Source organism: Pseudomonas sp. GW458-11-26-14-LB4 (assembly GCF_059423925.1).
This window is the reverse complement of sequence record NZ_JBWKYU010000021.1, coordinates 1-12,165: the sequence shown is the minus strand read 5'-3', so window position 1 is coordinate 12,165 and position 12,165 is coordinate 1. Positions and strand designations below refer to the sequence as shown.

Below are 12,165 nucleotides of genomic sequence, written 5' to 3'. Positions count from 1 at the left end.
GATACAGCGCCATGGCAGCCAATGCCATGGCGTAATTGGTGAGGGATCAACCGCGCTCTGGCGGCACCGACGACAGTTCGAACGGACTGCTGCTGCGCCGCTGGTTGCGGTCTTCCCGCGGCGTGGCGCCGAAGAAGTTGCGATAGGCGCTGGAGAAATGCGGTCCCGAGGAAAAACCGCACGACAGGCCGATCTGGATGATCGACTTGCTGGTCTGCATCAACATCTGCCGGGCCTTGTTCAGGCGCAGTTCCAGGTAGTACTGGCTCGGCACGCGGTTGAGGTATTGCTTGAAGATCCGCTCCAGCTGCCGACGGGACACGCACACGTGCTGGGCGATTTCGTCGGTGGTCAGCGGCTCTTCAATGTTGGCTTCCATCAGCAGCACCGCCTGGGTGAGCTTCGGATGGCTGGAGCCGAGCCGGTTCTGCAATGGAATGCGCTGACGCTCGCCGCCTTCGCGGATGCGCTCGACCACCAGTTCTTCAGAGACCGCACCGGCCAGCTCCGCACCGTGATCACGGGCCAGCACTGCCAGCAGCAAATCGAGTACCGACATGCCGCCGCACGCCGTCAGGCGATCGCGATCCCAGTCGAACAGATGACTGGTGGCGATGACTTTCGGGAAGCGTTCGGCGAAATCGTCCTGCCAGCGCCAGTGCACGGCAGCGCGGTAACCGTCGAGCAGACCGAGTTGCGCCAGCGGGTACACACCGGCCGACAGACCGCCGATTACACAACCGGCACGCACCAGTTGCTTGAGCGCGCTGCTGAGCGCCGGCGCCAACGTGGTCGGTGGCTCATCGGCGAGCAGGAAAAGTTTCTGGAAGTTTTCGAGTTTGCCGGCCCAGGGTTCGCCGGGCAGTTGCCATTCACCCTCGGCCGGTGCTTCGGCCTGCAGGAAGGACAACTCGTAAACCACGTCCGGATGCACACGCTGGGCAACACGCAAGGCCTCCTCTGCCAGCGCCAAAGTCAGAGCTTTAGTGCTGGGCCAAATCAGGAAACCAATTCGATGGGCAGTCATGGCGGGCGATCCGAAACGTAAACAGAGGGAAAAACCGAAATCGGCTGCAACCAAATTAGACCATCTGGCGCGCTGCGCAGCATGACCTAATCTGGTGCATAACGGGAGCGATTACTTGAGGCTGCCCGAGAGGAATTGTTGCAAACGTTCCGACTGCGGATTGACCAGCACTTCACGCGGGTTGCCGCTTTCTTCGACGACGCCTTTGTGCAGGAACACCAACTGGTTCGACACTTCACGGGCAAAGCCCATTTCGTGGGTCACCACCACCATGGTCCGGCCTTCCTGAGCGAGGGCCTGCATGACTTTCAGCACGTCGCCGACCAGTTCCGGGTCAAGGGCGGAAGTCGGTTCGTCGAACAGCATCACTTCCGGTTCCATCGCCAGCGCACGGGCGATTGCCACGCGCTGTTGTTCGCCACCAGACATGTGCCCCGGGAACGCATCCTTACGATGAGCCACGCCGACCTTGTTCAGGTAGTGCTCGGCTTTCTCGCGGGCTTCGGCCTTGGACACGCCCAGCACGTGAACCGGCGCTTCCATGATGTTTTCCAGCGCGGTCATGTGCGACCACAGGTTGAAGTGCTGGAACACCATCGACAGGCGCGAACGCATGCGTTGCAGCTGTTTCGGATCAGCGGCTTTCAGCGCGCCGTCCTTGTTCGCTACCAGTTTCAGCTCTTCGTTGTTGAGCAGGATCTTGCCCGCGTGCGGCTGCTCGAGCAGGTTGATGCAGCGCAGGAAAGTACTTTTGCCGGAGCCACTGGAGCCGATGATGCTGATCACATCGCCGGCGGCCGCTTTCAGGGAAACGCCCTTGAGCACTTCGTGACTGCCATAGCGTTTATGCAGGTCTTGGACTTCAAGTTTGTACATGCGGTCGGTTCTCACAAAAACAGTCAGTCGTTGAGCAAAGGGCCGTCGCGCAGCGCGTCGCGCCCCGCCACTTTGGCCAGCCAGAAACCGGGTTGGGCGTAACGCAGCCGCTCAATGGCAAACAGCACCCCGGACGTACCAGCACACACCGTGCTGACCCGATCCGACAGCGGATCGATCACTTCGAAAATCTTGTCACCGGCTTCAACCCACTCGCCGGGCTTGCGCAGAAAACTCACCACGCCCGGATGCGGCGGCAGGAGCAATTCAGTGCCCTCGAACGGCATGCCTTCGCACGGTTCGTGCGCCGCGCTCGGCCACTCGCCACGGATCAGGCCTTGCTCGGCGAGGAACGCCAGAATGCCTTCTGCCCAGGCTTCGGCCTGCGCCGGCGTGGTGTCAGCCTGACCACCCAGTTCAACGGTGGTCGCCAGGCACGCCAGTGGAATCTGCGCGTCCGGGAACAGACGCGACAGACGCAGCCACGGCAGAGAACAGGCTTCATCGAACGAGCTGCCGCCGGAATCTTCCGCCAGCAGGCCGACCTTCACGTCCAGGTGCGCGGCGAGCGAACGCCACTGCGGCCAGTGCTGCGGCAAGGCGTACATGTGCAGCGCGGCTTCGCAGTCGCAATGCAAGTCCAGCACCACATCGGCGGTGGCGGCGTGTTGCAGCAGGATGCGCTGCATGCCTTGCAACTGGCTACTCGCCTCAGGCAATTCGGCCAGATGATCGGCCATCGCCTGACGGATCAAACGGATGTTGGCGCGCGGATCATCACCGAGTTGTCCTTCCAGCCTGGCGGCCACGGGGGCGCTGAGCTCGACGAAATCACGGTTGAAATTCTTGCCGCTGCCGGCCTCGAAACGGCCCTGATGGTTGCCTTGCAGCAACTGGCCGAGGCCCAGCGGATTGGCCACCGGCACCAGTTCGATGACGCCGTTGAGCAGGCCCTTGGCTTCGAGCTCGCCGAGGCGTTTTTTCAGTTCCCAGGCGGTGCGCATGCCGGGCAGTTCGTCAGCGTGGAGGCTGGCCTGGATGTAGGCCTTGCGCTCGCCGCTACCGAAGCGGAACACCGAAATCCGGCGCTCGCTGCCCAGGTGGCTCCACGGCAGAACGTGGTCGATGCGTTCCATATCAGTGCTTCCTCGGGGCCAGGTAGCTCAGCCAGCGACGCTCGGCCAGCTTGAACAGGCGCACCAGAATGAAGGTCAGGCACAGGTAGAACACGCCGGCGGTGATGTACGCTTCGAACGGCAGGTAGAACTGCGCGTTGACGGTACGGGCCGCGCCGGTGATGTCGATCAGGGTGACGATGGACGCCAGACTGGTGGTCTGCAGCATCATGATCACTTCGTTGCTGTACTGCGGCAGCGCCCGGCGCAGGGCCGATGGCAGCAGGATGCGCTTGTACATCTTGACGCGCGACATGCCCATGGCCTTGGCCGCTTCGATCTCGCCGTTCGGCGTGGCCTTCAGGCTGCCGGCGATGATTTCAGCGGTGTAGGCGCTGGTGTTGATCGCGAACGCCAGGCACGCACAGAACGTTGCGCTGGACAGCCACGGCCACAAGAAGCTTTCACGCACCGCTTCGAACTGGGCCAGACCGTAGTAGATCAGGAACAGTTGAACCAGCATCGGCGTGCCGCGAATCACGTAGGTGTAGAGCCAGGCTGCGCCATTGACCACAGCGTTCTTGGATACGCGCATCAGGCCCAGCGGCAGTGCCGCGAGCAGACCGAAGAACAGCGACAGCGCGAGCAACTTGAGGGTGGTGACCAGACCGCCGAAGTACAGCGGCAGGGCCTCCCAAATGACGTTGTAGTCGAAGATCATAGATCAGCCGCCCTTACGCCTACCGAGTAGCGCTTCTCAAGGTGACGCAGCGCCAGCAACGAGACACTGGTGATCACCAGGTACATCGCCGCTACTGCGAGGAAGAAGGTGAAAGGCTCGCGGGTGGCGTCGGCCGCCTGCTTGGCCTTGAACATCATGTCTTGCAGACCGACCACGGAAATCAGCGCGGTGGCCTTGGTCAACACCAGCCAGTTGTTGGTGAAGCCCGGAATCGCCAGACGAATCATCTGCGGCACCAGCACCCGGAAGAACACCTGGAAGCTGCTCATGCCGTACGCCATGCCGGCTTCGGCCTGACCTTTGGGGATCGCCATGAACGCGCCGCGGAAGGTTTCCGACAGGTAAGCACCAAAGATGAAACCGAGGGTGCCGATACCGGCGGCCAGCGGGTTCAGGTCGATGTAGTCGTCATAGCCGAGCATCGGTGCGACGCGGTTGAGCAGGTCCTGACCGCCGTAGAAGATCAACAGGATCAGCACCAGGTCGGGAATCCCGCGAATCACCGTGGAATACAGATCGCCCAGCCACGCCAGCCAGCGCACCGGCGACAGGCGCAACGCGACGCCGATCAGCCCGAGAACGATGGCCAGGGCCATGGACGACAAGGCGAGCTGAAGCGTCAGCCAAGCGCCATCGAGGATGACAGCCCCGTAGCCTTTCAACATGATTCAGGTCCTCGAAAGTTGGGATGAAAAAATGGCGCAAACCGCAGAGATCCTGTTGCTTGCGCCATTTCGGACGGGTCGAGCGACGTCTTTACTTGCCGTAAATGTCGAAGTCGAAGTACTTGTCCTGGATTGCCTTGTACTTGCCGTTCTCGCGGATGGCCGCGATGGCGGTGTTGATCTTGTCTTTCAGGGCGTCGCCCTTGCGTACCGCGATGCCTACGCCGTCGCCGAAGTATTTGACGTCGGTGAACGCCGGGCCCACGAACGCGAAGCCTTTGCCGGCGTCGGTTTTCAGGAAGCCGTCATTCAACAGCGTAGCGTCCGCCACGGTGCCGTCGAGGCGGCCGGCAGCCACGTCGAGGTAGATTTCGTTCTGCGAGCCGTACGGCTTGATCTCGGCACCCAGCGGGGCCAGGACTTCGCGGGCGAAACGCTCGTGGATCGAACCACGTTGTACGCCGATGTTCTTGCCTTTCAGCTCAGCCAGACCTTCGCTGACCTGAGTGCCTTCCTTCATCACGAGGCGGGCCGGGGTGTTGTAGTACTTGTTGGTGAAGTCCACGGACTTCTTGCGGTCTTCAGTGATCGACATGGACGACAGGATCGCGTCGATCTTGCGCACTTTCAGTGCCGGGATCAGACCGTCGAACTCTTGCTCGACCCACTGGCACTTGACCTTCATTTCTTCGCACAGCGCGTTGCCGATGTCGTAGTCGAAACCGACGATGCTGCCGTCCGGCGCTTTGGAGGCGAATGGAGGGTAAGCCGCTTCGATACCGATTTTCAGAGGCTTTTCATCGGCGAATGTCGGCAGGGACAGCACGGACAGTGCCAGGGCGCCAAGCAGCACAAGTTTCTTCATCTTGGGACTCCATCGGTAAAGGGCAAAAACGGCAGAGTGAGCGACAGCCCAATATGCGAATGGGTGTAACGAAATCGGTTGCTGCGTGCGTGGGACAATTCCAGTCAAAACCGCGAAGGCTTCAACGCAAGCCACGACGAGCGAGTGATCGGCATTCTAACGACAGGCCCGAAGCCGATATTTCTTCAATGCGACAACTAATTACAGATGCACCGAGAAACCCGCTTGAGCACATTGACAGCCCTGCAATTTCATGCAAGAGCGAAAGACAGTGAACCGATCTATGCTGCAAATTGCGGGCCTATTATTCGCAAACCCTTCTAATCCGGCAAGCGCGGGGTTATGTCTTATTTTTCACAGGGTGTTTTGAGGCTCTAAAACGGGGCGATGCGTTTCCGGATGCCCCGTTGTGGAGCGGGCGGTTACACATTCAGTTACTTGAAGGCGGACGGGTAACAGTGGGAATGGGCTGACGGAGCAATTCGATAATTATTGGAAAACAAAAAGCCCCGCCCGGCGCAATGCCGGACGGGGCTTTTCAGCCTTCAGACCCGCCGCTTAGGCGACGTTCATGGTCTTGTGCGTATCGATCAGATGCTGCACCACACCCGGATCGGCCAGGGTGGAGATGTCGCCCAGGCCTTCGTATTCGGCGGTAGCGATCTTGCGCAGGATGCGGCGCATGATCTTGCCCGAACGGGTCTTCGGAAGCCCCGGCGCCCACTGGATCACGTCCGGCGAAGCGATCGGCCCGATCTCCTTGCGCACCCAGTTCTTCAGTTCCAGACGCAATTGCTCGCTCGGCTCTTCGCCATTCTTAAGGGTGACGTAGACATAAATGCCCTGCCCCTTGATGTCGTGCGGCACACCGACCACCGCCGCTTCGGCGACTTTCGGGTGAGCGACCATCGCACTTTCGATCTCGGCAGTGCCCATGCGGTGGCCGGAGACGTTGAGTACGTCGTCCACGCGACCGGTGATCCAGTAGTAACCGTCGGCATCGCGACGTGCGCCGTCACCGGTGAAGTACATGCCACGGAAGGTCTTGAAGTAGGTATCGACGAAACGGTCATGGTCACCGTACAGAGTGCGCGCCTGACCTGGCCACGAATCGAGAATCACCAGATTGCCTTCGGCCTCGCCTTCGATGATGTTGCCGAGGTTGTCCACCAGCGCCGGCACCACACCAAAGAACGGACGTGCGGCCGAACCCGGTTTGAGCGCGTGAGCGCCTGGCAGCGGGCTCATCATGTTGCCGCCGGTTTCGGTCTGCCACCAGGTATCGACGATCGGGCAGCGGGATTTGCCGACGTTCTTGTAGTACCAGTCCCAGGCTTCCGGGTTGATCGGCTCGCCCACCGAACCCAGCAGACGCAGGCTGCTGCCGTCCGCGCCTTCAACAGCGGCGGTGCCGGAGGCCATCATCGCGCGGATCGCGGTCGGCGCGGTGTAGAGAATGTTGACCTTGTGCTTGTCGACGATCTTCGCCACCCGGGTGATGTCCGGATAGTTCGGCACGCCTTCGAACAGCAGCGTGGTCGCGCCGTTGGCCAGCGGGCCGTAGACGATGTAGGAGTGACCGGTGACCCAGCCCACGTCAGCGGTGCACCAGTAGATTTCGCCCGGACGGTAGTCGAACACGCGCTCGTGAGTCATCGCCGCGTACAACAGATAGCCGCCTGTGGTGTGCTGCACGCCCTTCGGCTTGCCGGTAGAGCCGGAGGTATAAAGGATGAACAGCGCTTCTTCGGCGCCCATCTCTTTCGGCGCGCAGACGGTGCCCGCCACTTTCATCAGGTCTTCGTACCAGATGTCGCGATGCTGGTTCCACTTGATGTCGCCGCCAGTGCGCTTGCACACGATGACTTTCTGGATGCTGCTGGTTTCCGGGTTGGTCAGGGCGTCATCGACGTTGGCCTTGAGGGAAATCTTCTTGCCGGCACGGATGCCTTCGTCAGCGGTGATCACCACTTTCGAGCGGCAGTCGATGATGCGACCGGCCAGGGCTTCCGGCGAGAAACCGCCGAACACCACCGAGTGAATCGCGCCGATCCGGGTGCAGGCCAGCATGGCGACCACGGCTTCGGGGATCATCGGCATATAAATGGTCACCACGTCGCCGCGGTGCACGTCCTGGCCACGCAGGGCGTTGGCGAGTTTGCACACTTGTTCGTGCAGTTCGCGGTAGGTGATGTTGCGGCTTTCGGAAGGATCGTCGCCTTCCCAGATGATGGCGACCTGATCGCCGCGCTCGGCCAGATGACGGTCGAGGCAGTTGTAGGAAACGTTCAGGGTGCCGTCGGCAAACCACTTGATGTCGACATGGTGATCGTCGAACGAAGTCTGTTTCACCGTGGTGAAAGGCTTGATCCAGTCGAGGCGCTTGGCTTGTTCGCGCCAGAAGCCGTCAGGGTTGACGACCGACTGTTGGTACATGGCTTTGTAGGTCGCCTCGTCGGTCAGCGTATTGGCCAGAACCTCGGGACGAACGGGATACAGGGAAGCCGCACTCATCTTTCCTACCTCGGTGTAATAGTTGTTTTTGTATGACCCTGTTGTAGCCGGGGCGCCCGTATAGAACCATTCGACGATGGTAGTAACAAGCCCCTACAAAACATCCAGAAATGCCCACAACACCTCCGAAGCAAACCCCGCAACCCTTGTGGGAGCTGGCCTGCCAGCGATTCAGACGCCTCGCTTTCCCGGTAAAGCCGCAGCGCTGGTAACACCATCTCCAAGGATTGTTACCAAATCTGCCAAAGGTGTTTATCAAAACCGGGTCTGTTTACCCCTACCCCGCCTCCCTAAAATTCACCTCGCCGACAAGGCAAAGCGATTAACAACGTTACAGCCCCCACGAAGGCCGTTAATCCAGCTCTGAAGTAACAAACCAAACGATGAAGTTCCACACGCAACCCCAAAAAGGTTGCGTGACCCCACTCGACCTCAAGAAGGTAAATTCAAATGAAAGCTTTATTGGTTCTGGCCCTCAGCAGTCTGTGCGCAACCGCCATGGCAGACGAGGTTCCGACTGATGTCGCACAGCAACAACCGGTTATCGAGGAATACACTTACTCCACTCACCTGGACATCGCCAAAGTTGTTTCCATGAGCGAAGTTCCGAATGTCTGCGAAGTTGTTCCGGCGAAAATGGAGTACGACGACTCCAAGGGGCAGCGTCACATTCTGCGTTACAGCATCATGGGTAACGGCTGCACCAATTGATGCGTTGAGACTGCACCGAATCGGATCACTCAGCGCAACATCGAGAGTCGATTCCAGCCCGGCTTCGGTCGGGCTCAGTTGTGTTTGAAGCGGCGCAAAAGGGTTGCAAAACACAAGATATAGTGAAAAACGCGGTTTTTTGCTCGTTTTTTGAGCAATCAATCACACGCCAAAAAATTAATGAAAAAATTTTCTCCGGGGCCAATCCCGGCGAAAGCCCTGTAAACCCTCGCTCCGATCGAAATCACCCCTGCGCTCGACCGCCCTGCGCTGTTTCGCCCTCCCCCACGCCCGTGTTTTTTTCCCTATAATGCCGCCCTAATCGGGTCAGCAATATTCCCTTACAGGGATCAAAGCCATTCTGAAGCCCCGCAGCAGCGACAACGCTGACCTGCGCCCGTCAGAGGCTCTCGAAAACCCGTAAAAATTTTCTGTTTATTGCCTGCGTAGCACCGCTGCAAAAAACGACATCCAACGCGGCCTGTACGGCCGTGTGAAAAACCAACCAATCAGTTTTCACACGGGCACAGGCCCTCACGCAGGAGACGACACGTCATGCTGAGCTGGGACGAATTCGACAAAGAAGACAGTGAAGTAGCAGCAGTGAAAGGCGCCAACGCCGGCCACGCTAGCGAAGCCAACATGGACCGCCTCGACAGCGCCGGCGGTGCCGCCGCCCTCGAAGCCCGCGCCGTGACCGCCGAAGACTCGGCTGCCGTGGCCCGCGCCAAGGCTGCACTGGATTCCCTCGACGTTGCCGAAGGCCTCGCCGAACTCGAAGGCTCCGCCGCCCGTGTCGCCGTTGACGAAAAGCGCATGATCAACTGCCGTGCCGACCTCAACCAGCTCGTGCCATTCAAGTACGACTGGGCTTGGCAGAAATACCTGGACGGCTGCGCAAACCACTGGATGCCGCAAGAAGTCAACATGACCGCCGACATCGCCCTCTGGAAAAACCCGGAAGGCCTGACCGACGACGAGCGCCGCATCGTGATGCGCAACCTCGGCTTCTTCTCCACCGCCGACTCCCTGGTTGCCAACAACCTGGCCCTGGCCGTGTACCGCCTGATCACCAACCCGGAATGCCGCCAGTACATCCTGCGCCAGGCATTCGAAGAGGCGATCCACACCCACGCCTACCAGTACTGCATCGAATCGCTGGGCATGGATGAAGGCGAGATCTTCAACATGTACCACGAGATCCCGTCGGTCGCGAAAAAAGCCGCCTGGGGCCTGAAATACACCCGCGCCATCTCCGACCCGGAATTCAACACCGGCACCGTCGAAACCGACAAGGAACTGCTGCGCAACCTGATCGCCTACTACTGCGTTCTGGAAGGCATCTTCTTCTACTGCGGCTTCACCCAGATCCTCTCCATGGGCCGCCGCAACAAAATGACCGGCGTCGCCGAGCAGTTCCAGTACATCCTGCGCGACGAATCCATGCACCTGAACTTCGGCATCGACGTGATCAACCAGATCAAAATCGAAAACCCACACCTGTGGGATGCCGAAATGAAGGAAGAAGCTTCGCAGATGATTCTGCAAGGCACCCAGCTGGAAATCGAATACGCGCGTGACACCATGCCTCGCGGCGTACTGGGCATGAACGCAGCGATGATGGAGGACTACCTGAAGTTCATCGCTAACCGTCGCCTGTCGCAGATCGGTTTGAAGGAAGAGTACCCAGGGACGACTAACCCGTTCCCTTGGATGAGCGAGATCATGGACTTGAAGAAAGAGAAGAATTTCTTTGAGACTCGTGTGATCGAATACCAAACTGGTGGTGCGCTTAGCTGGGACTAATGGTCTCGCTCGCCACGATTTGACGATTGCTGCTTGAGTCGTCGAATTGAGAAAGCAAAAAGCCCCGATTTGATCGGGGCTTTTTTATGGGCGGCTGGTTGTCCTTTCAGACCCTACATTGCAGAGTTCAATCTCCTACAGCACTTACAGCCGCTTCGCATTGAAGCCAACTGCAAGCACCTCTAAGCTCAATTGCAGGTGCCTAAGAAACACCCAACGTAGAAAGCTTGATCAGTCACACAGACGCATATGCCGTCAGTGGAGCTGTCTCGCTCGTTGGGATTTCTTAAGTCCACTCTACGTTGGGGCCAGGCCCTCCAAAAATCTAAACGTAGAGGTAATGGATATGCCCGATCCTTTTTCTGTAACAGTCTTCTCGCGTCACAACCTCGCTCTACATGCCCTTCTGCTCGAAAACCAAACGTGGTTCTGCGCCCGCGATGTGGGTCGTTTGATGGGTGTCCATCTGTGCGAACGCATGGTCAACAAGCTAGATAAGGATCAGCGTCGCGTTTTGTGGATTGAGTATTTTCGGCAACCCGAAAAGCAACTGATGCTCAGCGAGTCCGGTGTGTATGCGCTGCTGGTGTATCACTACGTCCCGGGGAACCGGTTGTTACGGGAATGGTTAACTCTGCAGGTGGTGCCGGCCTTGCGTGATGCAGAACACTCGGAACATTCAGATCGGCCGAAGTTGAGTTTGTTGGATTGGCCGGAGATGTCGTTGAGTCTGCTGCATTGGCAGGATGAAGGCTGGATTCGGCTACGGGATATGCCTTATCTGCTGAGCGATCAGACGCAACGACGGACATCGGGCAAGCCTTGGTGGAGAAAGGTTGCGCAGGTGTTTCAGTCTTCGAGGCATTCCATGGGCTAGTGATGGTGGTTGTAGGACTTCGCGAGATCCGTCGTTATTTTCTGTAGGAATTTTCGTAGACATCGGTAATGGCCACTCAGTATCGTCCGAGGGTTTTCAACCCTCGGCGATTGTATGGATACGGAAAAAACTAATAGCGATTGGAGTGACGTAGAGATTCAGGCTGCGGTCGATGCCTACCTCAAGATGCTGGCGCGTGAGCAGAGCGGCCAGAAATTCGTCAAGACTGAGGAAAATCGCATTCTGCGTGAAGGCCCACTCGCCGGCCGGACGAAGGGTTCTGTCGAATTTCGGATGCAGAACATTTCTACCGTGTTGGTAGAAATGGGTCGAAAGCGTATTGAAGGCTACAAGCCTGCCAAGAATGTTGGTGTGAATGTAGCGCGTAGCATCCGTAAAGCACTTGATGATTCCACCGTTTTGACGCTTGAAGATTCTGATCCAACTGCGGACGAAGCGTTACTGGAACAACGCGCAGACAAATTTGAGCGAACGCAATTTGATTATGTCCCCAAAGGGATAAAGACACCTCTCCAAACGACGTCCACCAGAAAGGTTTACTTTCGTGATCCCGAATTGAGGGGCTGGGTTCGTCAGGAAGCCAATGGGAAGTGCGAAGGTTGTGGCGAAGAAGCGCCATTTAAGAAAAATGGAAAACCGTTTCTTGAAGTTCATCACGTAAAGCATATGTCGCAAGAAGGATCGGACCAGCCTTCGAATGTCGTGGCGCTGTGTCCCAACTGTCACCAACGTTGCCACCATTCGGATGACAGAGAAGCTTTCACTGCTTGGCTGTATGACAACGTTGGAAGACTCGAAAGGGAATAATCGCGGTTTATCTGACTAATCGCGTTTGCTGACTTTTGGGCTGCTTCGCGGCCCAGCGGGAGCTGGCTCACTCACACAGACTTTGCATCATCCCGAAAACAATCAGTGCAACCCACCCCACCTCCCGCTATTAATACCC

Annotated in this window: 11 protein-coding genes; 4 read left to right on the top strand and 7 right to left on the bottom strand. The window is 58.3% G+C overall.

Features of this window, described 5'->3' with window-relative positions:
- Positions 1 to 46: 46 nt before the first annotated feature.
- From argR to acs, 7 genes are all read right to left on the bottom strand, one after another.
- Positions 47 to 1,027: a transcriptional regulator ArgR gene (argR, locus tag AC07XZ_RS23445; protein WP_011335538.1), complete on the bottom strand. Its 981-nt coding sequence runs from the start codon at positions 1,025 to 1,027 to the stop codon at positions 47 to 49.
- A 111-nt stretch (positions 1,028 to 1,138) separates the two neighbouring features.
- Complete coding sequence (locus AC07XZ_RS23440; RefSeq protein ID WP_003227281.1) at positions 1,139 to 1,903, bottom strand: ABC transporter ATP-binding protein; 765 nt, start codon at positions 1,901 to 1,903, stop codon at positions 1,139 to 1,141.
- Between the two features lie 23 nt (positions 1,904 to 1,926).
- On the bottom strand, positions 1,927 to 3,039 hold the full coding sequence (locus AC07XZ_RS23435) for a succinylglutamate desuccinylase/aspartoacylase family protein (RefSeq protein ID WP_102688620.1): 1,113 nt from the start codon (positions 3,037 to 3,039) through the stop codon (positions 1,927 to 1,929).
- Between the two features lies 1 nt (position 3,040).
- Complete coding sequence (locus AC07XZ_RS23430) at positions 3,041 to 3,739, bottom strand: ABC transporter permease (RefSeq protein ID WP_011335540.1); 699 nt, start codon at positions 3,737 to 3,739, stop codon at positions 3,041 to 3,043.
- Positions 3,736 to 4,425, bottom strand: a complete 690-nt coding sequence (locus tag AC07XZ_RS23425; RefSeq protein ID WP_007951063.1) for an ABC transporter permease — start codon at positions 4,423 to 4,425, stop codon at positions 3,736 to 3,738. The genes AC07XZ_RS23430 and AC07XZ_RS23425 overlap by 4 nt, the downstream gene beginning before the upstream one ends.
- A gap of 91 nt (positions 4,426 to 4,516) precedes the next feature.
- Positions 4,517 to 5,290, bottom strand: a complete 774-nt coding sequence (locus tag AC07XZ_RS23420) for an ABC transporter substrate-binding protein (protein WP_064383630.1) — start codon at positions 5,288 to 5,290, stop codon at positions 4,517 to 4,519.
- Positions 5,291 to 5,848: 558 nt separating this feature from the next.
- On the bottom strand, positions 5,849 to 7,804 hold the full coding sequence (gene acs, locus AC07XZ_RS23415) for an acetate--CoA ligase (protein WP_007951065.1): 1,956 nt from the start codon (positions 7,802 to 7,804) through the stop codon (positions 5,849 to 5,851).
- 450 nt (positions 7,805 to 8,254) lie between these two features.
- Here acs and AC07XZ_RS23410 point away from each other — a divergent pair, with 450 nt between their 5' ends.
- The 4 genes from AC07XZ_RS23410 to AC07XZ_RS23395 all read left to right on the top strand — a co-directional run bounded on the left by AC07XZ_RS23410 (position 8,255) and on the right by AC07XZ_RS23395 (position 12,026).
- Positions 8,255 to 8,515, top strand: a complete 261-nt coding sequence (locus AC07XZ_RS23410; RefSeq protein ID WP_007912695.1) for a DUF2790 domain-containing protein — start codon at positions 8,255 to 8,257, stop codon at positions 8,513 to 8,515.
- Positions 8,516 to 9,070: 555 nt separating this feature from the next.
- Positions 9,071 to 10,321 (top strand): ribonucleotide-diphosphate reductase subunit beta, encoded by a 1,251-nt coding sequence (locus tag AC07XZ_RS23405; protein WP_007951068.1) that lies wholly within the window; start codon positions 9,071 to 9,073, stop codon positions 10,319 to 10,321.
- A 346-nt stretch (positions 10,322 to 10,667) separates the two neighbouring features.
- A complete protein-coding gene (locus tag AC07XZ_RS23400) occupies positions 10,668 to 11,198 on the top strand; it encodes a BRO-N domain-containing protein (RefSeq protein ID WP_102688622.1) in 531 nt (176 codons plus the stop codon).
- Between the two features lie 114 nt (positions 11,199 to 11,312).
- Positions 11,313 to 12,026, top strand: a complete 714-nt coding sequence (locus AC07XZ_RS23395) for an HNH endonuclease (RefSeq protein WP_102688621.1) — start codon at positions 11,313 to 11,315, stop codon at positions 12,024 to 12,026.
- The last annotated feature ends 139 nt before the right edge of the window (positions 12,027 to 12,165 follow it).